30 protein-coding genes and 1 pseudogene are annotated in these 21,664 nt (G+C 73.3%); 30 read left to right on the forward strand and 1 reads right to left on the reverse strand.

Annotation, left to right across the window (positions count from 1 at the left end; genetic code table 11):
* The first annotated feature begins 5 nt into the window (after positions 1-5).
* The 22 genes from ACH4J0_RS19070 (at position 6) to ACH4J0_RS19175 (ending at position 17,802) form a co-directional block, all read left to right on the forward strand.
* The gene (locus ACH4J0_RS19070; RefSeq protein WP_396241492.1) at positions 6-452 is read left to right on the forward strand and encodes a DUF6238 family protein; all 447 of its coding nucleotides are present in this window, start codon (positions 6-8) and stop codon (positions 450-452) included.
* On the forward strand, positions 449-1,990 hold the full coding sequence (locus tag ACH4J0_RS19075) for an ATP-binding protein (protein ID WP_360260480.1): 1,542 nt from the start codon (positions 449-451) through the stop codon (positions 1,988-1,990). The genes ACH4J0_RS19070 and ACH4J0_RS19075 overlap by 4 nt, the downstream gene beginning before the upstream one ends.
* 31 nt (positions 1,991-2,021) lie before the next feature.
* Entirely contained in the window at positions 2,022-2,693 is a 672-nt protein-coding gene (locus ACH4J0_RS19080) for a hypothetical protein (protein WP_396241494.1), read from the forward strand.
* Between the two features lie 46 nt (positions 2,694-2,739).
* The gene (locus ACH4J0_RS19085) at positions 2,740-3,150 is read left to right on the forward strand and encodes a hypothetical protein (RefSeq protein WP_360330294.1); all 411 of its coding nucleotides are present in this window, start codon (positions 2,740-2,742) and stop codon (positions 3,148-3,150) included.
* A complete protein-coding gene (locus ACH4J0_RS19090; protein ID WP_396241497.1) occupies positions 3,147-3,899 on the forward strand; it encodes a hypothetical protein in 753 nt (250 codons plus the stop codon). The genes ACH4J0_RS19085 and ACH4J0_RS19090 overlap by 4 nt, the downstream gene beginning before the upstream one ends.
* A gap of 23 nt (positions 3,900-3,922) precedes the next feature.
* Positions 3,923-4,309: a hypothetical protein gene (locus tag ACH4J0_RS19095; protein WP_396241499.1), complete on the forward strand. Its 387-nt coding sequence runs from the start codon at positions 3,923-3,925 to the stop codon at positions 4,307-4,309.
* 123 nt (positions 4,310-4,432) lie between these two features.
* On the forward strand, positions 4,433-5,497 hold the full coding sequence (locus ACH4J0_RS19100) for a hypothetical protein (RefSeq protein WP_396241501.1): 1,065 nt from the start codon (positions 4,433-4,435) through the stop codon (positions 5,495-5,497).
* An 11-nt stretch (positions 5,498-5,508) separates the two neighbouring features.
* Entirely contained in the window at positions 5,509-6,000 is a 492-nt protein-coding gene (locus ACH4J0_RS19105) for a hypothetical protein (protein WP_396241503.1), read from the forward strand.
* Positions 6,001-6,233: 233 nt separating this feature from the next.
* Complete coding sequence (locus ACH4J0_RS19110) at positions 6,234-6,698, forward strand: hypothetical protein (RefSeq protein ID WP_396241505.1); 465 nt, start codon at positions 6,234-6,236, stop codon at positions 6,696-6,698.
* A 1-nt stretch (position 6,699) separates the two neighbouring features.
* Positions 6,700-7,296, forward strand: a complete 597-nt coding sequence (locus ACH4J0_RS19115) for a hypothetical protein (RefSeq protein ID WP_396241507.1) — start codon at positions 6,700-6,702, stop codon at positions 7,294-7,296.
* A gap of 12 nt (positions 7,297-7,308) precedes the next feature.
* Positions 7,309-7,743 (forward strand): hypothetical protein, encoded by a 435-nt coding sequence (locus ACH4J0_RS19120; RefSeq protein ID WP_396241509.1) that lies wholly within the window; start codon positions 7,309-7,311, stop codon positions 7,741-7,743.
* Between the two features lie 11 nt (positions 7,744-7,754).
* Positions 7,755-8,618, forward strand: a complete 864-nt coding sequence (locus ACH4J0_RS19125) for a DUF317 domain-containing protein (protein WP_396241511.1) — start codon at positions 7,755-7,757, stop codon at positions 8,616-8,618.
* Between the two features lie 220 nt (positions 8,619-8,838).
* Complete coding sequence (locus ACH4J0_RS19130) at positions 8,839-9,333, forward strand: hypothetical protein (protein ID WP_396241513.1); 495 nt, start codon at positions 8,839-8,841, stop codon at positions 9,331-9,333.
* 440 nt (positions 9,334-9,773) lie between these two features.
* Entirely contained in the window at positions 9,774-11,249 is a 1,476-nt protein-coding gene (locus ACH4J0_RS19135) for a type IV secretory system conjugative DNA transfer family protein (RefSeq protein ID WP_396241515.1), read from the forward strand.
* Between the two features lie 62 nt (positions 11,250-11,311).
* Positions 11,312-12,145: a hypothetical protein gene (locus ACH4J0_RS19140; protein WP_396241827.1), complete on the forward strand. Its 834-nt coding sequence runs from the start codon at positions 11,312-11,314 to the stop codon at positions 12,143-12,145.
* A complete protein-coding gene (locus ACH4J0_RS19145; protein ID WP_396241517.1) occupies positions 12,142-12,552 on the forward strand; it encodes a hypothetical protein in 411 nt (136 codons plus the stop codon). Before ACH4J0_RS19140 ends, ACH4J0_RS19145 begins: the two co-directional genes overlap by 4 nt.
* A gap of 325 nt (positions 12,553-12,877) precedes the next feature.
* A complete protein-coding gene (locus ACH4J0_RS19150; RefSeq protein WP_396241519.1) occupies positions 12,878-13,786 on the forward strand; it encodes a hypothetical protein in 909 nt (302 codons plus the stop codon).
* On the forward strand, positions 13,783-15,237 hold the full coding sequence (locus ACH4J0_RS19155) for a DNA cytosine methyltransferase (protein WP_396241521.1): 1,455 nt from the start codon (positions 13,783-13,785) through the stop codon (positions 15,235-15,237). The genes ACH4J0_RS19150 and ACH4J0_RS19155 overlap by 4 nt, the downstream gene beginning before the upstream one ends.
* 90 nt (positions 15,238-15,327) lie before the next feature.
* Positions 15,328-15,522, forward strand: coding sequence for a hypothetical protein (locus ACH4J0_RS19160; protein WP_396241523.1), 195 nt, complete (start codon positions 15,328-15,330; stop codon positions 15,520-15,522).
* A complete protein-coding gene (locus tag ACH4J0_RS19165; RefSeq protein WP_396241525.1) occupies positions 15,519-16,643 on the forward strand; it encodes a DnaB-like helicase N-terminal domain-containing protein in 1,125 nt (374 codons plus the stop codon). The genes ACH4J0_RS19160 and ACH4J0_RS19165 overlap by 4 nt, the downstream gene beginning before the upstream one ends.
* Before the next feature lie 15 nt (positions 16,644-16,658).
* Positions 16,659-17,249 (forward strand): hypothetical protein, encoded by a 591-nt coding sequence (locus ACH4J0_RS19170; RefSeq protein WP_396241527.1) that lies wholly within the window; start codon positions 16,659-16,661, stop codon positions 17,247-17,249.
* A gap of 16 nt (positions 17,250-17,265) precedes the next feature.
* Positions 17,266-17,802, forward strand: a complete 537-nt coding sequence (locus tag ACH4J0_RS19175) for a hypothetical protein (RefSeq protein WP_360330248.1) — start codon at positions 17,266-17,268, stop codon at positions 17,800-17,802.
* A gap of 166 nt (positions 17,803-17,968) precedes the next feature.
* On the opposite strand, the gene ACH4J0_RS19180 is transcribed toward ACH4J0_RS19175, so the two are convergent.
* Positions 17,969-18,211, reverse strand: coding sequence for a hypothetical protein (locus ACH4J0_RS19180; RefSeq protein WP_396241529.1), 243 nt, complete (start codon positions 18,209-18,211; stop codon positions 17,969-17,971).
* Between the two features lie 23 nt (positions 18,212-18,234).
* Here ACH4J0_RS19180 and ACH4J0_RS19185 point away from each other — a divergent pair, with 23 nt between their 5' ends.
* From ACH4J0_RS19185 to ACH4J0_RS19220, 8 genes and pseudogenes are all read left to right on the forward strand, one after another.
* Complete coding sequence (locus ACH4J0_RS19185; protein ID WP_396241531.1) at positions 18,235-18,429, forward strand: hypothetical protein; 195 nt, start codon at positions 18,235-18,237, stop codon at positions 18,427-18,429.
* Between the two features lie 173 nt (positions 18,430-18,602).
* Positions 18,603-19,070, forward strand: a complete 468-nt coding sequence (locus tag ACH4J0_RS19190) for a hypothetical protein (RefSeq protein ID WP_396241533.1) — start codon at positions 18,603-18,605, stop codon at positions 19,068-19,070.
* A 96-nt stretch (positions 19,071-19,166) separates the two neighbouring features.
* The gene (locus ACH4J0_RS19195) at positions 19,167-19,724 is read left to right on the forward strand and encodes a hypothetical protein (RefSeq protein WP_396241535.1); all 558 of its coding nucleotides are present in this window, start codon (positions 19,167-19,169) and stop codon (positions 19,722-19,724) included.
* A gap of 216 nt (positions 19,725-19,940) precedes the next feature.
* A pseudogene (locus ACH4J0_RS19200) lies at positions 19,941-20,243 on the forward strand (DNA cytosine methyltransferase); the annotation flags it as partial.
* 130 nt (positions 20,244-20,373) lie between these two features.
* Positions 20,374-20,697, forward strand: a complete 324-nt coding sequence (locus tag ACH4J0_RS19205; RefSeq protein WP_360330236.1) for a hypothetical protein — start codon at positions 20,374-20,376, stop codon at positions 20,695-20,697.
* Positions 20,698-20,741: 44 nt separating this feature from the next.
* Positions 20,742-20,975, forward strand: coding sequence for a hypothetical protein (locus tag ACH4J0_RS19210; RefSeq protein WP_360260248.1), 234 nt, complete (start codon positions 20,742-20,744; stop codon positions 20,973-20,975).
* Positions 20,976-21,072: 97 nt separating this feature from the next.
* Positions 21,073-21,405: a hypothetical protein gene (locus tag ACH4J0_RS19215; RefSeq protein ID WP_396241538.1), complete on the forward strand. Its 333-nt coding sequence runs from the start codon at positions 21,073-21,075 to the stop codon at positions 21,403-21,405.
* A complete protein-coding gene (locus ACH4J0_RS19220) occupies positions 21,320-21,658 on the forward strand; it encodes a DUF4913 domain-containing protein (RefSeq protein WP_396241540.1) in 339 nt (112 codons plus the stop codon). Before ACH4J0_RS19215 ends, ACH4J0_RS19220 begins: the two co-directional genes overlap by 86 nt.
* Positions 21,659-21,664: the final 6 nt, after the last annotated feature.

Below are 21,664 nucleotides of genomic sequence, written 5' to 3' on the forward strand. Positions count from 1 at the left end.
CCGCCATGAACCACCCGCCGACCGACAGCACCTCCCGACTCCTGCGCTTCGCCACCGCCGCCGTCGACGTCCACCACCACACCGCGCTGCCCGACCAGCAAAGCGCCTCCCGCGTCGAACTGGACGCCCTCCACTCCCACTGCACCGCGCTGTTCCAGCTGGTCGACACCCACACCACGGCCACCCGCCCGAACAACCCCGCCGAGGCCGACCAGCTCCACGCCGCCCGGATCCGGCTGTGGCAGAGCGCCGACGCCCTCCACTCCGCCTACCACCGCGCACCCCGCGCCGACGGACGGCTCCCCACCCGCGAGGCCTGCGCCCTGCGGCTGCCCGAAGGCGCCCCGGACATGGTCATCTGCCAGCGCCACACCACTGCCTCCGCCCGCATGCGCCAGATCTCCACCCCCTCCGAGCTGCGCGGAACCCCGACCGCCGCCTCCCGCGCCTGAACCAAGGACCCGCTCTGCGCGCATCCGCCTCCCCTCTCTTCACCCCCACCCGCACTGACCGCGCCTCACGCCGCCAGGCCCGCCGCGACCTCGCCGCCGCCCGCCGCACCGCCCGCGACAGCTCCCGCCCCGTACGCACCCGCACCCGCCGCGAGGAGAACGAGGAACTGCGCCCCGTCTTCCCGGCCGGCGGGCGCCCGGGAACCGCCTCCCTGCGCGGCGGCAAGCTCAAGCTGCCCCCGCACCGGATGACCACCGCCACCGCCAGCGCCGCCTACCCGTTCCTCGCCGAGGGCGGCCTCGGCTCCGCCGGCATGCTGATCGGCCGCGACGTCCACGCCGAAGCCAGCTTCGTCTTCGACCCGTTCGCCCTCTACTCGCGCGTCGAAAACTTCACGAACCCGAACTGCCTCGTCGCCGGCGTCATCGGACAGGGAAAGTCCGCCCTGGCGAAATCAATTGCCCTGCGCAGCACGGCATTTGGCTACCGCGTGTACGTCCCCTGCGACCCGAAGGGCGAGTGGACCAGCGTCGCGCAGGCCGTCGGGGGCACCGCGATCGCCCTCGGCCCGGGCCTGCCCGGGCGGCTCAACCCCATGGACGCGCCCGCCCCGCCCGCCGGGGTCGATCCGGACAGCTGGGCGAGCGAGGTCCGCAAGCGCCGCCTGCTGCTGCTCGGCTCCCTCGCACGGACCGTGCTGCAGCGCGACCTGCTGCCGCGGGAGTACACCGCGCTCGACCTCGCGCTGGACACCGCCGCCGAGCAGGCGGAGCAGCAGGGCCGGGTGCTGCTGCTCGGCGACGTCGCCGCAGTCCTCGGCCAGCCCGCCGTCCTCGATGCCGCGATCGGCGACCCCTCGCGCCGCGTCGGCGAGGCCGCCCAGGACCTCTCCCATGCCCTGCGCCGCCTGATCAGCGGCGACCTCGGCGGAATGTTCGACGCCCCCTCGACCGCCGCCTTCGACCCGACCAGCCCGATGCTGACGATCGACCTGTCCCGGCTCGGCAGCGCCGGCGACGACACCGGGCTCGTCCTCGCGATGACCTGCGCGAGCGCCTGGATGGAGTCCGCGCTCAGCGACCCGGGCGGCGGGCGGCGGTGGGTGATCTACGACGAGGCCTGGCGCGTGATGCGCCACGAGGCCCTGCTGCAGCGCATGCAGAGCCAGTGGAAGCTCTCCCGTGGTCTCGGCATCGCCAACATGCTGATCATCCACCGCCTTTCGGACCTGCTCAGCGCCGGTGACGCCGGATCGCGGGCCCGCGCCCTCGCCGAGGGCCTGCTGGCCGACTGCGCGACCCGCGTGATCTACCGGCAGGAGGCCGACCAGCTGGCCGCCACCGCCGGGCTGCTCGGCCTGACCGGCGTCGAGATGGCCGCCATCGCCCAGCTGGGCCGCGGCCGGGGCCTGTGGAAGGTGGCGGGCCGGTCGTTCGTTGTCCAACATCTGCTCCACCGAGCCGAGCTGACGGCCTTCGACACGGACGCCCGGATGCACTCCCCGGCCCGGACGGCGGACGCCTCCCCCGCCCTCTGATCCCCGCCCCGCCGACTTCCCGAGGATCCTCGTGCCCAACGTCACCGTAGCCCACTTGCCGGACCGGGACGTGCTCGTCGCGGAAGCGCCCGACCGCCGCAGCGCCCAGCTGCTCGAACAGGCCGGCCTCGTGCGGGACGACGCGCTCGGACTGCACCGGTTCCGGCGCGACACCCCGCCGGAGACCGCCAACCGCCAGCTGCGGGAGGCCCGGCGGCTGTTGTTCCCTGCCGAGTACGGGTTCACCCGCGTCTACAGCGAGGCCGAGCAGTACGAGGCCACCCAGCGCCGGAACCCGCTCACGCCTCCTGGGCCGGTCCTGACCGCCACCAGCAGGGCTCCGGCCGTCCACCACGTGTCCACCGACATCGCCAACGGCCACATGGTGCTGCTCGCCCATCATGAATCCCCTTACGAGGCGACCGAGTTGCTGGGGCTCTATCCGGCTTCCGGAAAGGCGGCGACCTTCTACACCGAGGGCAGCGGCTACTACGGCGCCAGCCGCCACCCGGACCTGGACTCCGCGCTCGCGGAGTGGTCCTCGCAGGGCTACGCCACCGAAGTGCCCATCGCCGACCCGCGCCGCAGGGCCGCCCTGCTCGCCTCCCGGGCGGCAGCAGGCCGCACCAAGCCTCTGCCTGCCACCCCTTCGCCCATCAGCGTGGCCCTGACCGTCGCCCGCCGAAACGGCGCCCCGTTCTGACCACACCCCCACCGATTCCCCTCTGCCCGAACGTACTTGGAGATCCATGCCTCACTCGCTCACCCGCCAGGACGCCCGGCTGGAGGCCGCCCTGGGCCGAAGCGTCACCTCGCTGATCGCCACCGAGGCGAGGGCGGATGCTGCCACCGCCCGACTTCTCGACGCCCACCGCGTGCTCACCGAGGCCGAGACTGCGGTCGCGTTCCAGCGGGTGCGCCTGGTCAACGTCGCGACGGCCAAGCGCCGGGTCGACGACGCCGTCCTCGACCAGCTCGACGCCCACCTGGAGGAGCTGGAGGTCGCCGCCGAACGGCGCGACCAGCTGGAGGCCGACCTGGTGCGCCTGATCGAGGAGCACGAACACGAGGCCGCCCGCGAGGCCGAGCGCGAGCAGGCCGCCGCGAGCACCCCGTTCATCCCGCTGCTGCTGGCTCCGGGCGCGGCGCGCCACCGGTGAGCCCCGACGCACCGCTCGTCGAGTTCGGCTGGGACTTCGACGTCGGGGAGTTCGCGGTGCGCTCCGGACCGCTTCCCCGGGCCGCCGGAGAGATCCTCTACCAGGCCGGGTTCTGGTACCGCGCACCGCAGTTGGGCGCCGACGCGTGGCACCAGTCCCTGCGCGTCGAGGCGAACGAGCAGATCGACAACGCCGCCGGCGCGATCGACGCCCTGCTCAAGGCCGGTGTGCAGGTGGCCAACTGGCACGACCCGCGGCAGAGCGGGCAGCGCCTGGTGGACCACTACGCCTGGCTCCGGGACGAAGGCCCGTTCCGCGACGCTGCCGCCACCGCCGACAAGGCCCGCTGGCACACTCGCGCCGCGCTCCTCGCCGGCCTCGATTCCGACAGGAGCAGGACGCTCGCCTCGCAGATCACCGACGGCGATCTCGTCGTCGAGGCGATGCAGAAGTGGGAGACCGACAGCACCCAGTGGTGGCTCGCCTTCGAGGCCTCCTCCGGCTGCTACCAGATCCTCCGCTTCGACGCGGTCGACCGCTCTCTCGGCATCACCGACCACTACGCCGACTGGTACGGGCCCCAGGCCCGCCGCGACTTCCGCGTCCAGCAGCAGCGGGACACCAGCCGCCCGAGCCCGTCCCGGGCCGACGCCGCCCGCACGGCACGGCAGGCACGGATGCGGACTGCCCCGTCCACCCCGCCCGAACGCCCGCAGCCGCCGGAGGCCGGCCGATCGGCCCACCGCTGACCACCCCAACGAGAGGACTCCTCATGGAGACGACGTCCAGCACCGAGGCGGCCCCGGTCGTCACCTTCCGTCCGCTGCGCGAGGCCGGCATCACCGCGGGCACCACCAGCCGGGACCAGCGCGTGGTGGCAGCGCTGCGCGACGCCGGCTTCGAACTCGGCCGCGACGCCGCCCCGGAGCGGTACTCGCTCGCCACCGCCGACCCGGCCGAGCAGCTGCGCGCCATGGTCGACGCCACCCGGGCGCTGCACGACCTGGACGTCACGGTGGCCGTCCGCCGCGGCATCGACTTCTCCCCGCACGCCGCCCGGACCACGCCCCTGCTGCTGTCCCCCGCGCGCTCCGCAACCACCTCCACCACACCGTCCCAGAGCCCCCAGCGCCCCGCCCCCACGTCCGGCCTCCGCTGATCCCGCCCCCTGCCCCGAGGAGCACGCATCCGCCCCGACCACGTCTCGGTCGCCCACGACCCGCAGTACGGCATCGCCGTCTCCCTCGGCCAGGAGGTCACCCCGTTTGCCCGAGAGGTCCTCGTGCGTTCCGGGTTCCAGCCCCTCCCCGACGGTCGGCTCACCATCTACCAGACCGGGGACACAGGTCGCCATGTCCGCCAGACCGTCGCCGAGCTGCGGCACATCGGTATCCCGGTCACCGCGGCACCGGAGTTCGACGCCGTTCCCAACGGCCTCGTCCCGCCGAGCCCGGCAGTGGCCGCCGCCGGCCCTGGGTCCGTCATCCACCTCAGCCCTCCGGCCACGAGCCGCTCGCACGATGTCGCCTTCGGACGCCACCCGCAGCTGGGCACCGTCGCCCGCAACGCCTCCGACCGGCAGGACGTACGCCTGGCCCTCGCCGAGGCCGGCTTCGTACGCACTTCCCCCACCTCCGACCTGTTCGCACTCGACGAGCCCGAGTTCGAAGGCGACCTGCGCACCTCCACCGCTATCGCCCGCCTGCGCGACCAGGGCGTGCGCGTCGCCGCGGACCTCGCCTTCGAGCCCCTCGACGGCCCGTACACACCGACCGACCCGTTCGCCACCCGCCTGGTCGCCGCGATGAATCGCACCCCGCCGTCCCCCGAGCCCTCTGCCGCCCCGTCCCCGTCGGCGGACCCGTTCGAGACGAAGCTGATCAAGGCGCCGGACCTGTCCGGCCCGGCCGCGCCGAAGGGCGCCGATCCGTTCAACACGGTGCTCCACGGCCCGGTCGGGCCCAGTGTCGACGAGCGCCGCACCGACGCGATGCTGCACGACCGGGCGGCCATGAGCGCCGAGATCGCCTCGCGCCTGCGGGCGATCCAGCAGCAGCTGCGCGGCGACCTGTCCGGCATCGACCCGGCGCGGATCGAGGCGGTGATCGGCGAGGCGACCACGGTTCTGGCCGGGGCGAGCAAGGATCTCGCCTCCGCCGCAGCCCCCGCGGCCCGCCCCGCGGCGGCCTCGCCCACCAGTCCCCGGGCCCGCGCGGCGCTCGCCGTCAGCGGCCAGGTCCGCTCCGGCGCAGCCCTCCAGGCCCAGGGCGCCGCCGCCACCGCCACCGCGGCCCCCGCCGTCGATCCGCGCATCGCGTGGGCCGCCGGGAACCGCAACACCCGATAAGGAGAACCTACTTGGCCGTCAAGACCGTCTGGACCGTCGAGCACGCCTGCGGGGACAGCGTCGAGCACGACCTGTCCGCCCGTCCCGCTGACCAGCGCGCCGGCTACGCCCGCTGGCTCGCCGGACGCTCCTGCAAGGACTGCTGGCTCGCCGAGCGCAAGGAGGACCCCGCCTCCCGTGAGGCGTGGATCGCCGAACGCCGTGCGGAGGAGCAGCAGGCCGCCACCGAGTGGGCCCAGAAGTTCAGCATGCCGTCGCTGGACGGCCCGCCCAAGGCGATCAGCTGGGGCGAGCGGTGCCGCTACCAGCTCGTCACCGGCGCCTACCGCGTCCTCGTGCAGGAGGGCGGCCTCGCCGAGGAGGGCTGGCAGGACATCGAGCAGCAGGTCCGGGTGACCGACCGAGCCAGCTGGTGGATCGACCAGCGCGACGCGGCCCCCGCCGACCTGCCCGAGCTGCTCGCCGCCGCTGCCGACGCCCGCACCACGGAGAACCCGTTCTGAGCGCCATCGACACCACCCCGGCCCGGCCTGTCCCGGGCGTGCGCCCGGCCGCGGCACACGCGCTCGTGGTGCAGGTGCTCCGGGCGGAGTCCGCTCGGCGCGTGCTCTGCGCCGACGCCTCGACGCTGCCCGACGCCCTGCCGTCATCGTCGACCGCCCGGGTCCTCGGCCTGACTGCCCCACGCGGCTGAGGCCCCCGCGCTCACCCTGATCATCCGCTGAGAGAAGACCCTTTGCCCAACCCCGATGACCCCGAGCGTCTGTTCCACTTCTACGTCGACGGATCGGTCCACGGCCCGTACCCCGGTCTGGTCCGCGAGCGCGAGACCCTGGGCCATGCCGGTCCGTACTGTGCTCCGGCCTTCACCCGGCCCGTCGCCGAGCGGATCGTCGAGGACCTCCACCTCGACAACTGTGGCCTGACCGGCCGTTGGGAGGACAACAGGCTCACCTTCGAGTGGGGCGCCGACTACGACGGCGACGGGGGCGTCGAGACCGTCGAGCCCGACTCGCGGGGCCTGTACAAGATCGGCGGGCGGTGGCCGTGGGACTACGACGGACCGCTGGACGCCGCCGAACGCCACCAGGCCGCGCTTGCCCGCCCCTCGCGCAAGGCCGCCGCCGCGAACAAGCAGGCGACTGCGGCAGTGGCGCTCGTCGGCGCGGGACCGGCGCCCGGCCCGGCCGCCGGACGGTGACGTGCACCCCGTCCTCTCACGGACCTCGTCGGTCGGCGACCTGCTCACCGGTCTCGCGGCGACCGCCGCCCGCAACGGCCGGCCGCTACGAGTGTTGGACGCCTGGGAGCCCGTCACCGACCTCGCGAAGCTACCCCCGGCCGTCTTCGCCCGGGAACTGGCCGCCCACCTGCCGACCGTCTCGTCACCGGCGCAGGCCATCCGCTCCCGCCTCGTGTGGCAGTGCGCGCTGCGTGCCGACCCCGGCTCCCCGCAGCCGTCGGATGCGCGCATCGCGCAGGTCGCCCGGCGCATCCTGGCCGCCACCGGCATCGCCCGGCCCGACGATCCGGACGCCTGCCGGTGGGTCGTGATCCGCACCGACGAGCACGAGGCCCGCATCATCGCCCCGCTCGCCCGCACGGACGGCACCCTCGCCGAGACCACCCGGGACCGGGCTCTGGCCCTGGCGGTGTGCCAGCTGGACGAGCACACCGAGCGGCACTCCCGTGCCGGCGCCGCACTCGCCATGCCGACACCGCGCTCCGCGCTCGTCGCCTCCCCGCCCGCCGCCCGCACGAGCACCGTGCCGGTGGCGGCCCGGCCCTTCACCCGCTGAATGCAGGAGCCCATGCCCGCCAACCCCACACTCGACGCCGCGCAGTCCGCGGTCGCCCGGGCCAGCACCGCGCTGCGGGAAGTCGAGGAACTCGCCGACTCCATGACCGCGGAGGAGGCCGCCGAGGTCCTGCAGAACCTCACCCTCCAGCCCGGTCCGGCCCACCGCCTCGCCGCCGCGGTCACCGCGCTCGGCACCCAGATCGCCTCGCAGCTGGGCGACCAGCCCCACCTGTGGGAGCCCGTCCTCGAAGGCGGCAGCCGGATCACCGCTGCGGCCTGGCGAGCCGCAGCTCCCACCGAGGAGGTCCTCGTCACGGGCGGACGACGCCAAGCGGCCATCGCATCCTCACCAGCGATCCGTGCTGCCGGTCCCGGAGCCGGGTTCCACCTTGCGCCCGCCGCCGTCGCACCGCACTCCCGCATCGTCGAACCGCCCCGCCGCTGAACCGGAGACCCATGCCCCAGGACGAATTCCTCGTCCAGCCTCGCTACCTGGCCGGCGCAGGCGACATCAGCCGCGTGCTCCAGCCCCTCGTCCAGGTGCACGGCTGGCCGCATGAGAACAACCCTGCCGCCAACAGGGTCGCGGCCACCAGCCCGTGCGGCCGGATCGAGGTCCTCGCCGAGCATCAGATCTTCCACCTGTGGAAGGTCAGCGTCCGGGCTCGGCCTGGCGATGCCCAGCCGCTGTGGCAGGCGACGTTCAGCAAGGAGACGCCCGCCGAGATCGTCGGCTCGCTCACCCAGGCCCTGGCCGCCGACCGGTTCGTGGCCCCCCTGGAGATCGTCGCCGAGTGGCCGGGCCACCCGGACGCCGCGTGGCGTCCCCTCCTCAAGGCCGGCTGGACACCCTCCGACCGCACCGCCGCGCACTTCGGCGACGGAGAGGGCGGCACCGTCAGCGTCGACGTGCCCGGCGCCGCAGGCGCGAACGTCACGGTCGTCGACGGCATCCGCCTCACCTCGCCAGACGGTAAGGCGTCGCTGGTCCACACCCCCAAGCCCGACCACCTCTTCTCCGGCGGCCTGGTCGGTCGCTGGACGATCGACGCGGCGTTCGGCCCGACGTGGGACGACCAGTGGACAGCGGTTCTCACCGCGGCGACCCCGATGCGGTACATGGCCATGCTGACCTCCGCCGTCGCCGACCCGACGCCCGTCGTTCGGACCAGCGCCCAGATCAGCGCCGCGACCCGCGCCGCAGCCAGTGTGCGGCCGGCCCCACCGCCGAGGAGGACCAACCCCTTGCGGTCGTTCGAGGCCGAGCAGGCCGCATTCAACCCCCGTCACCCGAACCAGGGCCACCCCCTGCGACGCTGAACCAGAAAGGCGCCCCCTGACCGAGCCGATCACCATCGCGCGCTTTCCGACCAGCCATGGCACCACCGCAAGCGCCTGGGCCCAGGCCCCAGACCTGGTCAGCCGTACCCTCCTCTCCCGTGCCGGCTTCCGCGCGGACGGCAGCGGCCCCAACTCAATCTGCACCGCAGAGAGCCCAGTCCGCGGCGACGTCAACCGGCGCATCCGACTGGCCGAGCAGATGCTCACCGCCGCCGGATACCCGACGAAGGTCTTCCCACCCCTTGAGCCCATCGAACAAGCCTCGTTGACCTCAATGCAATGGGCGGACATCAGGTCCCAACTCATCACCGCCACCGCCGAGGTCCACGCCGCCGTGACCATGGACGACCTCCGCGAAGCGATCGAGCCGCTGATGGACCCCGAGCACGGAGTCCTGGAGCGGATTACCGCGCTACTGGACACCGCCGCACAGCGCGTGGCCGACCTCGACGAGAACGCACCAGCCGCATCCGAGCTGGCCCATTCCCTGCAAAGCACCAGTACGGCGTTTACCGGCGCCGGATACCGCATCACGGCGGCGGGCAGCCCCCCGGCCGACGAGGCCGCCTCCGCCCGCGCCACGGCCGCCCTCACACACACGGCCGCAACGCTCCCCGCTGCCACCCAAGCAGAAACGTTTCCCTCTGCTGCGCCGGCTGTACAGCGCCCCTACGGCAGCGCCCCCTCGCGCTGACGTCCCGTCCCGGCTGACTACCCGCCGGGCCGCGCCGATCACACCGTCCCGGGCCTCTGTCCCGCAGTGATCACCGCGCCCTCTCCCGCCCACTTCCGGGCCCCTGCCGCGAGACGCCAAGCGCCCGGCAGGCCAACTCCTCTCCCCCGCAAGGAACGCACCTGCCCTCCGCTCCCAAGACCCCCTCGCAGAGCCCGGGCACCGACGCACTCCTGTACGCGCTGATCGGCGCCGGCCTCACGCTCGCCGTCTTCGGCTCCCTCGCCTGGCTCGGCGGCAACACCGCCAACTACCTGACCGACAGCGGCCCGTGGAGCAATCCGTTCACGCCGGTCACCGCTGCCCTCCACCCCAACCACCTCTACCCGCACCTGGCCGCGCTGCCGCTGCTGATCAGCACCCGCATTCTGCCGGCGCTGGTCTCAGTCGCACTGGCCGCCATGGGCCTGTGGCTGTGGACCCGCCGCCGCCGAACGACCGACGGCCTCGCCGGGGCCCGCGACCTCGCCCCGCTCCTGCCCAAGGAGATCAGCACCAAGGCCCGCGACCTGCGCCCCAGCCTCGCCAGCGCCAAGGAACTGCGCCCGGACGACACCGGGATCCTCCTCGGCAACCTCGCGAACGGCACCGAGGTCCGTTCAGGCTGGGAGGACGTCTGCGTCGCCATCATGGCGCCGCGATCCGGCAAGACCACCTCGCTCGCTGTTCCCGCGATCCTGCGCGCCCCCGGCCCCGTCCTGCTCACCTCGAATAAGGCTGCACGGGACGCCTACACGGCAACTCTGGATTCCCGCTGTGCAGTTGGCCGGGTCTGGACGATGGACCCGCAGGGCATCGCCCACACCCAGCAGGGGATGTGGTGGAACATCCTGGCCGACGCCAGGGACCTGCCCGGCGCCCGGCGCCTCGCCGGCCACTTTGTCGCCGCCGCCGTCGACGAGAGCAGCCAGGGCGACTTCTGGTCCACCGCCGCCCAGAACACCCTCTGCGCCTTGTTCTTGGCGGCGGGCTGCGACAAGCGCCCGATCACGGACGTCCTCAAGTGGCTGGCCGTGCCTTCCGATCGCACGCCGATCGACATTCTCCGCGACCACCGGATGACGGCCATTGCGGACCAGCTCCAGGGCACCGTGTCCGGAGCCGTCGAAACGCGCGACGGAATCTATGAAACGGCCCGCCAGTACGCGGCCTGCCTCCTGGATCCGAAGATCTCCCGATGGGTCACACCCAATCCCGACCTGCCGGAGTTCCGGCCAGATGAGTTCGTCACCAACCGCGACACGCTTTACCTGCTGTCCAAGGACGGCGGCGGCAGCGCGGGCGCCCTGATCGCGGCGGCGGCCGACTCCGTGATGCGCACCGCGACCATCCAGGCCGAGCGGGCCGGCGGCCGTCTCGACCCCCCGCTCCTCGCGATCCTGGACGAGGCCGCAAATGTCTGCAAAATCTCGGACCTTCCCGACCTCTATTCCCACCTCGGGTCGCGCGGCGTCATCCCCATCACCATTCTCCAGAGCTACCGCCAGGGCCAGAAGGTTTGGGGCGAAGCCGGAATGGACGCCATGTGGAGCGCCGCCACCATCAAGCTCGTCGGCAGCGGAATCGACGACGCCGATTTCGCGGACAAGCTCTCCCGACTGGTCGGCGAGCACGACGTCGAGACCATTTCTCATTCCACGTCGGAATCCGGTCGGTCGACCTCCACCAGCATGCGCCAGGAGCGCATCCTGCCGCCCGACAAGATCCGTGCACTGCGCAAGGGCAGCGCGCTGCTGTTCGCGACCGGACTGCGGCCGGCCCTCGTTGACCTGCGGCCCTGGTACAAGGAGCCCGGCGCGGCGGAGATCGGCAAGGCGTCCAGCCGGCAGACCGCGCTCATCACCGAGCGGGCCATGGCGGCGGGTGAGGCCGCATGAGCCACACCGTCGAACCGGCCAGCCGAATTCTTTCTCTCGGCGCCGGCGTGCAATCCACGACCTTGCTTCTGCTGTCCGCGCTCGGGGAGCTTCCGAAGCTCGACTACGCGATCTTCTCGGACACCGGCTGGGAACCGTCCGCGGTCTACCGTCACCTGGACGAGGTGGAGCGGCGCATCGCCCGGCCCGCGAACATCCCGATTCTGCGGGTCTCCTCCGGGAACATCCGCGAGGATGCTCTCGACCCCGCGCACCGCTTCGCCTCGATGCCGCTCTACATTCTCAATAAGGACGGCAGCCCGGGAATGACACGACGGCAATGCACCGGCGAATATAAGATTAAGCCGATAAAGCGCGAGGTGCGCCGGATCCTCGGGTATCCCTATCCGGCGCGCGTGCCCCGTGGGGTGTTCGTCGAACAGTGGATCGGGATCTCCACCGACGAGTTCCATCGGGCGAAGGACTCGGACGTGAAGTACACGCGGCACACGTTCCCGCTGATCGATCTGGACCTGTCCCGCGCCGACTGCCTTCGGCTGCTGGCCGAGCACGGATGGGAATCCACGCCGAAATCAGCGTGCCTGGGATGTCCATTTCACGGAAATGCCCAGTGGCGGCAGATCCGTGACGAATCCCCCGAGGAATGGGCGGACGTCGTCGAATTCGACGAACGCATACGTGCCGGGAACGCGCGGGCCAATGCCGACGGCAGGCCCCTGCTCGGCCAGGCCTACCTGCACCGCTCCCGCCAGCCGCTGGCCATCGCTCCGATCGACAAGCTCACCCGCAACGAGTTGCGCGCCCTCCAGCAGCAGGCCGAGGTCACCGAGGACGAGCTGGAACTCGGGTCCGAGGGCGGGTGCAGCCCGTTCTCCTGCCGGGGCGAGGCGGCGTGACCGAGCCCATCCGGCAGAACTCCGGCGAGCCACGCGTCTCCTCGGGCCCCGTCGACTGGACCGGCATGCTCAACCGGGCCGAGCGGCCCGGCGAACTGGCCGACGTCCTGGAGCAGACGGCCGGCGAGAGCGGCCTGGTCGGCGCGCTGCACCAGTTCCTGGAACGGGCGGCCGAGAAGTTCCGCGAGCAGGGCACCGGCCGCGGCAGCGCCTACGCGCTCGCCTTCGACGCCCACGCCGAGGCGGTCCGCCTCATCGGCGACGGCCTCGCCGACGCCGCCGCCGACCTGGAGAACGACGCGCCCTCCCCGCGCACTGCCGCCGCCCGCGCCGACCACCCAGCCCTCGCCTACACGGCCCCGCTCTGGCAGCCGACCGCCGCAGCACTCGAACGACGCAGCCGCTGACGCCCCGGGGCGACCGCCAGGCGAGCACCTGCACCACCACCCCACCTCAGGTCGGAGTACGACTCCGGCCCCTCACCTTGGAGTTGCCATCACCCGTCACCGTTCGACCGAGCCACCCGTCCCCCCGGTCGACCTCGCCGTCTCCACCGGGGCCTGGCGCGACTACCAGCAGGCCCTGTCCCGCTGGGCCGCGCGCAGGGCCGAGATCGCGGCCGAGACCGAGCAGGGCCCCAGCGCCGAGACCCTGCCGCCGGCCCGGCACACCCCGGCGCCGACCGGCCCGTCACGCCGCCGCTGAGTCCGCCGTCCCCTCACCCACCAGGAGGTGTCCGCCCTGGATCCCTGGCGCATACCCGTCGACCGGGCAACCGCCCTGCGCCTGATCTGCCCGCTGCCGGACGGAGCGGTCGCCGGAGTACAACAGGTCGCCCGCCGTGGCGACTTCGTCATCACCGCCGTCCTCACCCAGACCATCCGTCACGACACCTGGGACGGCATCCGGATCGGAGTCGGCTCTCCCAGCGGCGGCGAGGTCGCCGCGAACTGGTTCGGCCTCGCCGAACACCAGGTCTTCGGCAAGGCAGGGCGTCTTCGCGAGGCCGGCCACCACGAACTCGACCGTGTCAACCAGGCGCGCCTCCTCCAGTACGACCGCATCCGGGCCGGACGCCTCCGCGACGCCGTCGACGTCTACACCGCAGCCGTCGCCTCACCGGCGCCCCCCGAGTTCGCCGCCTCGGCCCGCCTGGGCGCCTTGGACGGCCTGGCCCGACGCCTCGACCACGTCGGCTCCACCTACCCGCACGTCCTCGCGGGCCGGTCCTTCATCCACGCGGAGATGCTGCGCGAGGTCCACTCGGAGCTCCACCACGACCTCCTCCCGCTGACCGGAGAGCGCCAGGCCGCCGACAACGCCCCACTCGGCCTGACCAACGGGCTGGCCGCCATGCGCAAGATGGCCGAGAGCCTGCTCGAACTGGCCGACAGCGCGGACTACGCCGAGCACCCAGCAGGTGCACGCTTCCGTGAGCAGGCCCAGGCGCTGGCCGCGATCGACGAGCAGATCACCGCGGACTACGCACGGTCACTCGGGTCCGCCACGGGCGATCGGGCCACCGCCGCTCGCCGCAGGTCGCTGATGATCGCCGCCGAAGGCACCCCCGACGGTCCGGTCGCGGAGGCTGCCCCGCCCACCGGGCTGCAGGCCCGGGCAGTGGGGCGGCCCGTGCGATGACCTACCGGTACCCCGAAATCCCGCCGCGCGACTTCCGGCCCCGCCTGTCCACCGCAGGTGACCTGCACTGGCCGGACGAAGGCCCGCAGATGGGCCCGTGGACGCACAGCGAACTCGTGGCCCTCGCCTACCCGTGGCCGGTCGCCTGGCTGTTCCCCCCGCAGCCCGGGGAGCCCCAGCGCGTCGTCAACTTGTTCGCGGGGGCGGGTGGCTGGGAGCAGGGCCTGCGCGTCCTCGACGCCGGCACCGATAGGTTCGACGTCGTCGGTGTCGAGATCAACTTCGACGCCTCGGCGACGGCGGTCGCGGCCGGAGGGCGGCGGATCGTCGCCGATGTCCGGAGCCTGGACCTGGCCAACCCGGCGCTGCGCTACGTGGAAGGGCTCACGGTGAGCGCGCCCTGCCAGGTCTGGACGCCCGCCGGCCTGCGGCAGGGGCACCAGGATCACAACATCGAGCTGCTCCTCGACACGTTCACGATGGCGTGCGAGGCCACGTTCGGCCATTGGCACGACAGCGGGGAATGCGACGAGGCGGCCGACTGCGGCGTCTGCTCGGACCCCGAGTGGGACGGCTACGGCGGGTTCACGGGTCCTCTCCTGACCTACGACGAGGCGCGGTCGCTGGTGCCGCAGATGAGCGACGAGCGCATCGGGCTGATCGCCGAGACGCTGATCTGGTCGCTCACCCTCACCGCCCGGTACGACAACCTGCGCTGGCTGGCGATGGAGCAGAGCAGCGCCCTGCCGGAGATCGTGCTGGACGCCCTGCGCGACGAGCTGTACACGGCCGACTGGTGCAGTGCCGGCTACCGCGTCCTGGACGCCGCCGACACAGGCCTCGCCTCCCACCGGCGACGGGTCTACCTGGTCGCCGGGCGCCACCACTACGTCAACGTCGAGGCGATGCACCCGGCTTCGCCCATGCCGCAGCGCACGGCGGCGCAGGCGCTCGGCTGGCCCGAGGGCGTGCGCGTCAACACGCGCGGAAACAGGAAGACGTCCGGCGGCAACGAGTGGAGCGCGGACAAGGTGGCGCCGGGCATCACCAGCAAGATCCGGGGCTGGTACTGGGCCCACGACAAGGAACGGCGCTTCACGGTGCCCGAGGCGGCGCTGCTGGTCGGGATGCCCGCCGACTACCCCTGGACCGGATCGCGCAGCTCCGCCACCCAGCAGCTCGGCGACATCGTCGCCCCGACCGAGGCCGCCCGCGTGGTCGGTGCCCTGCTCAACATGCCGTGGCAGGACAAGGTCGACCACTACCTGGCTCAGATCTACGGTCCGGACAGCCTGGCCCTGGCCGCGCCCCGCGAGGCGGCGCCGACCTCCGATCGGGCAGCGGCGGCCACCGCCACCTCGCAGCAGGTCGAGACGCTGCCCGGCTTCGAGGACTGGCTCGCCGGCGCGACGCCGGCCGCCCCTCGCGGTGGCGCGGCCCGCCGCCGCTGACCGGAACACGCGCCGCGGCCCGCCAGCCGACACCCCTTTTTCCTGCCGCTCCCTCCACATCTCCTTCCCCCCAGACGACTTGAGCTCCTGGTGACCTACTCCCCCCTCCCTCGCAACCCCGCCGTCGCCGAACTGCCGATGCCCATCGCACGGGTCGACGGCCGATGGCACCTGGCCATCGGCCGCGGCAGCGTGCCGATCCACGACGTGGCGCTGGTCCGCGACCTGCAGACGCTCAGCGCGCTCCTGGCGCCCGCCCCCACCCGAACGGACGCGGGCCGGTGAGCGCGACCAGCCGCGACCTCAGCCCGCAGCTGCACGCAGAGCAGGCCACGCTCGGGTCCTGTCTCCTCGACCCCAGGCAACTCGCCCTCCTGGGACCGTGGTTGGAGCCGAGGCACTTCTACCGCCCTGCGCACGTCGCGTTCTTCGCGCTGCTGCTCGACCACCAGGCCGCCGGGCAGCGGGCGACCACCGAGGACGCCCGGCGCGACTGGGCGCTCGAAGTGATCGGCGTAGCCCGCCGGACGATCCCCGGGTTCGCCGCCAGCTACGGCCACACCCTGGTGGCCGCCTGCCCCTCCTCCGCGAACGCCGCTGCCTACGGCCGGATGGTGCTGGAGACCGCGGTGCGCCGGTCGCTGGAGGAGCACGCCCACAGGCTGCTGGCCGCCGCCGAAAGCGGTTCGGTGCAGGACACGGTCGAACTGACCGGCACACTGCACGCGGTGATCGAGCGCCTCGCCGCCGCCTGGGGGCCGATCGAGACCCGCTCCCGGCACCCCCTGCCCCAAGCCGCGCCCTCCTGCGACGGTCGCGCGGCGCAGGCCGCCCGGGACCACGAACGGATGCTGCTGTCCACGCTCATCGGCGCCGCCGGCCAGGTCGGACCGGTCGCGTCCTGGCTGACCGAGGCCGACTTCGTCGACGACGGCCACCGCGTGGTGTTCCAGGCCATGGCCGCGCTCGACCACCGCGGCGAGCCGGTCGACGAACTCACGGTGCTCTGGGAGGTCCAGCGCCGTGGCGCCCTGGCAGAGGGCACGATCGGCGTCGCACAGGTCCGCGACCTGCTCGATCCGGTCCCCGGCGACCCGGCGTACTGGGCCGAGCAGGTGCTGCACTGCTCGCTGCTGCGGGCCTCGGCGACCTCCGCCGGCATCGTCCGGGTGATGGCCCTGGACGCCTCCGTCGGCGCCGGCCGTCTGCTCGGTGCGTCCCTGCGGGCACTTGAGCCCGCCGACCGGCTGCGCGAACGCCACCGCGCCGCCACCGGCACCAGCGGCCCGACCCGCTCCGGCCGCCTGATCCTGGGAACCCGCCGCCAGGACGCCGCCACCCGCTCCTCCACGTCGGCCGACCGCCCGAACCACCCCGCGGCCGAACCCGCCCGCCCCCGCCGCTGACTGCCCGGAGAGTACGTGCCCCTGCCCGATCCGAACACCCGATCCGCCCAGCGGCTGCGCACGGCCGCCGACCGCGTCCAGGCCCTGGAGGCGGCCCTGCCCCGCGCCTGGCGTGAGGAGGGCCTGCCCGGCCTGCCCGAACTCGCCGCCCACGCCACCGCGATCCGCGACCACCACCAGCAGGTCCTCGACTCCGCCGCAGCGCTGATCTCACGCCCGCACCCCACGACCGCTGACCGGGCCGAGACCCGGGCGCTGAGCAACGCCGCCGAACACCTCGGCGCCGCCACCGCGGCCATCAGCAGGGCCGCGACCATGGCCGCCCAGCTCCACGAAGCCGACGGTCTGGGCAGCCCGCGTGCCGCCGAGACCCGCGAGCGAGCCACCCAGCACCTGAACCTGGGCCTCTCACAGGCCCGGCTCGCACTGCGCGAAACCACCGAGCAGCTGCGCCGCGACGCCGTGCTGCTCACCGGCCCGGACCCTGAACGAACCGCGCGCCGTCTCGCGGCCATCTCCCGCACCGTCGCGCCCAACGCCCGCGTCCTCGTGTCCCCCGCGAGGACGGCCGCCATGCCCCGGCAGGCTGCCGGGCGCCGCCGCTGAATCCCGGACCACCGCCATGACCAGCACCCCCGCCACCTACCGGGACGACCTCACCGCCATCGCCCGGATGCTGCGCCTGCTCGGCCGAACCACTGCCCCGGCCCCCGGCCAGGGCCAGCAACCGCCCGACCCGATCGCGATCCTGGGCCGCTCCGGCCAGGCCGCGGGCTTCATCCGGCACTGCGCGGACAACGCCCACCGCTGGCGGGAGATCGACGCATCCGGCAACCCCTCGGCCCCTGCCCTGGCCGCCGGATTCACCGCGGCGGCCCTCCACGCCGCGACGGTCAACCAGCATCTGGCCAAGGCCGCCGGCCTCGCCGTCACGCTCTCCCTGACCGAGCGCGGCGCCCCCCGCACCGCTGCCGAAGCCCGCTACAAGCGCCGCCACGCCGCCGCGGCCACCGCTCTCGCCGCCGCGGAGGCAGAAGCCGACCTCGGCCACGACCGCGTCCTTGAACTCGCCAACCGCATCGTGAGCCAGCCCGCGCCTGCGCGGCCCGAACCGGCACACGCGACTGCCGCTGCTCCTGCTGCCAGGAGCCGCCGTTGATCGCCGATCGCGCCGCGGACGTGGCGCGCTACCTGCGCGCCCTGGCCGACGACGTGTCCGCGCAGGCCGGCGCCACCGTGACGGACCTGCCGCATCCCGTCGCCCTGGCCCAGCGGCTGGAGCGCCTCGCCCTTCTCCAGAAGGACGCGGCCCTGAACGCCGGGCACTACAGCCAGGGCGCGCCGGAGCCACCGAGCGCCTCGGTGTCGGCACGGTGCATTTCGCGACCGCGGCGGCCCGGCTGGGCCTGGCCTGCGCCGTCCTCGGGGAAGTCCTGGAGGCGAGCGCCCACCTCCACCTTCCCGCCGCCGGCCTCGACGAGCCGGTCCTGCGCTCCACGATCAGCCAGGGACTGGAGAGCGTGCGCGTCACACTGACCGGCCTGGCCACCGACCTGCACCTGGTCCACGTGGCCGTCGCGCAGGGTCCTCCGTGGCCGCCGCCTTCGCCCCCGCAGGCACGGCCGGTCCCACCCGCCCGACGGACCTTCCGCCCGCCGCCGGCGACCACGAACTCCGGGCCGACGCCGCCAGGCGCCGCACCCCGAACCTCGTCGTCGTAGCACCCCCGGCGACCTCCGCCACGCCCGGACCGTCCGCCACCGTCCTGCCCTTCCACCGCACCTGACCGCCCGCCACCTCGCCGACCCCGCTCCCCGGAGGCAAACCACGCCCACCCCCGCTCCGACCGTCGACGACTACCAGCAGCGCCTGCGCCAGGTCGCCGCGCAAGCCGACGCCCTGGCCGAGAAGCTGCCCGGCGCCTACGCCGCCACCGGCCCCGGCGTCCCCGACGCCTCCGTGGTCGCCATGCACCTGGGCGCGCTCCAGTTCGTTCAGACCAGCACCCTGGCCGCTGCAGAACTGGCCTCGGCCATCCCGCTGGATCCCAAGACCACAACCCCGGCTCGCCGCACGGCGATCGCCCTCGGCCATGCCCACACCCGCGTCGTCACCGCGACCCAGCAGCTCAGCGTCCTCTTCCAGCACTCCCTGTCCGCCGATGTCTGGGCGATGCCCGAGACCCAGCCGGTGAACCCGGCCGAGTTCTACACCGCCGCTCAGCACCAACTCGCCGCCGCCGCGCGGGAGCTGCGCATCGAGGCGGACCGGCTCCCCGCCGCGGGTGCGTCGCACGTTCCCGCGCAGGCACGGCCACAGGCCGCCAGGAGCATCGGCCAGCGACTGCGCGGCGCCTTCGGCCGCCGCCCCGCCGAGCCCGCCGCCCCCACTGCCCTTCCACGCAGCTCCACCACCGCCCGCCGCTGAACCCGAGGACCCGACCTGCCGTACGTCACCCCTGTCGAGACCCAGACTCTCTGGCTGCTCGGCCTCGCCAACGACCTCCACCTCCACAGCGAGGAGTTGTTCAGGATCTACTGCCACCGCGACCCCCAGATCGAGCGCCTCACCGCAACGCTGGAGGGCCTGGGCAAGACCCAGGAGGCCCTGCTGTCGAACGCCACCGACCCCCCGTCCGCCGAGTCGGCCGCGCCGGAGGACATCGCCTGGCGGCGCTGCACCGTCGCCTACGCCTACGCCGGCCTGCTCACCGCGAAGGCGACGCTGCGTGCCCAGCCCGCCCTCGTCGCCGCCGTGCAGATGCGCCTCAACCCCGTGCCGCTCTATCACTACTCGCCCGAGCGGGGTGCGTACTTCAAGGGGCTGTCCGCCACCCGCGAGGTCCTCGACGAGGCCACGTGGAAACTCCGGGAGGTCGCCGAGCACCTGACCGGCCCGGAGCCCGACCTGCTCAAGGCCGTCACCGGCGAGTTCGCCCACAAGGCGGTGCGCAGCGCCGCCGTCTCCCAGCGCCCCACCGCACCGCAGACCGCCGCCGAGGCCGCCGGGCCCGCGGCCACGGTGGTGCTCGCGCCTGCCGCCTCGGCCCGCAGCGCCGCGTCCACCGGTAAGCGCCGGTGACCGCGCCGGGCGGCGCCTGGCCGCGGATCGGCAGTATGTGCAGCGGTTACGGCGGTCTGGACCTCGGTGTCCAGGCCGTGCTCGGCGGTGAGGTGGTGTGGCACGCCGAGGTGAACCTCTCGGCCGCCCAGATCCTCTCCCACCACTGGCCTAGAGACGCCGAATCTCGGCGACATCAACGCAGTTGACTGGTCGAGCGTCCCTCCGATCGATGTCCTGGCAGCCGGTTTCCCGTGCCAGGACCTGAGCGTGGCCGGCAAGCGCGCCGGCCTGGTGGAGGGCACCCGCTCCGGGCTGTGGCTGACCATCGCCCGTGCGATCGACGTCCTCAAGCCTCAGATGGTGGTGATCGAAAACGTCCGTGGAATCCTCTCCGCCCCTGCTGCCTCGCCAGCCGATGGCGATCTGGAATGCCCGTGGTGCGGTCTGGGAGAGGGCGGAGGTGAGCCTGCTCTGCGGGCACTCGGCGCGGTTCTCGGAGACCTGGCCGACCTCGGGATGGATGCGCGGTGGACGGTGCTACCAGCGTCCGCCGTCGGAGCACCTCACAGGCGCGAGCGCTGTTTCCTCGTCGCCTGGCCTTCCGACCCCGCGGGCGCGCGATGCCAAGGGGCCGGATGCCTGGCGGCAGGACCTGGGCCACACGGTGATGCTGCTCAAGACCCCGACGTCCAACTTGGGTGCGATCGGCGGCTCGCAGCACCCGGACAAGCGCCGCTCGGGCGGGCACGGCCCGAACCTCTCGGACGAGGTGGAGCACCTGTTGCCGACCCCGAAGGCGAGCGACGGGACGCACGGGGGACCGAACTCGCGCGGCTCCAAGGGCGACCTGACGCTGCCTGCGGCGGCGGCCCGGCTGCCCTCCGCGAGGCCCGGCGGGGCGAGCGCCCAGAAGCGCACGGCAGGGGAAACGATCCTGCGCCCGCCGATGCAGACCGCTCTGCCGATCGGGGAGAGCACCGGGACGCACTGAGCCGCTGGGGCCCGTACGCGTCGGCCATCGCCCGCTGGGAGCGCGTGACCCGTCCGGCGCCCGATCCCACCGACGCCCGCGGCCGGCTCGCCCCGGAGTTCGTCGAGTGGGTCATGGGAGTCGGGCCCGGCCACGTCACGGCCGTCCCGGGGCTTTCCCGATCCGCCCAGCTGACCGCCCTGGGCAACGGTGTCGTCCCCCAACAGGCCTCCCGAGCCTTGCAGTTGCTCGACGCCTCCGCGCTGCTCACCGCCGCCCGCTGCTGCGGGCGGCGGTGAGCCGGCCGCGCTTATACCTCAAGATCGGCCGAATACGTTCGGCCGACCGTCGCTGATTCTCGTGTCATCACCCGAGAACGAAAGGCATTCCCTTCCCGTGACCGCACCCGAGCCCGACGAGGGCGGCGAGCCGAGGACCGGCTACTCCGACGCCCAGATCGAGATCCTGTCCGCGAAGCTCGCCGCACTCGCGACGTCCTTCGACGCCCAGGCCGAGCAGTTGGCGAGCATGTCGACGGCGCTCGACCCGGAGGACGACGACCCGGCCGACGCCGCGGCGGGCGCCGAGCCGATGTTCATCGTCGCCTTCGACGATCCCGCCTACTACAAAAGAGATCGCACTGATGACCCCGTGGGTCGACGAGATCTTCACGAAGATCTACGGACCCGAGACCACGGCCTCGCGTCCCTGGTGCGTGCGGTGGCCTGAACACCCGGAAGCCGTGGCCCGCCTGCACGCCCTGTGGCTGGCCTGGCAGGCCGCCATCGACCCCGATTCTGGGGCGGCCGGCCCGTCGTCGTGGCAGCGCGACCACCTGGAACCGGCGCTGATGAAGCTGCGCTCGGCCGACGGCCCGTTCGCCGCGTGCACCAGCTCCGGCCACGTCAGCCACCGCCTCCTGGAGCACCCGGCGCTGACCGACCCCGAATCCCTCACGTCCCTCGCCCTCACCGCACCCTGATCGGAG

It is taken from the genome of Kitasatospora sp. NPDC017646, from assembly GCF_044329365.1.
Lineage (GTDB): Bacteria > Actinomycetota > Actinomycetes > Streptomycetales > Streptomycetaceae > Kitasatospora.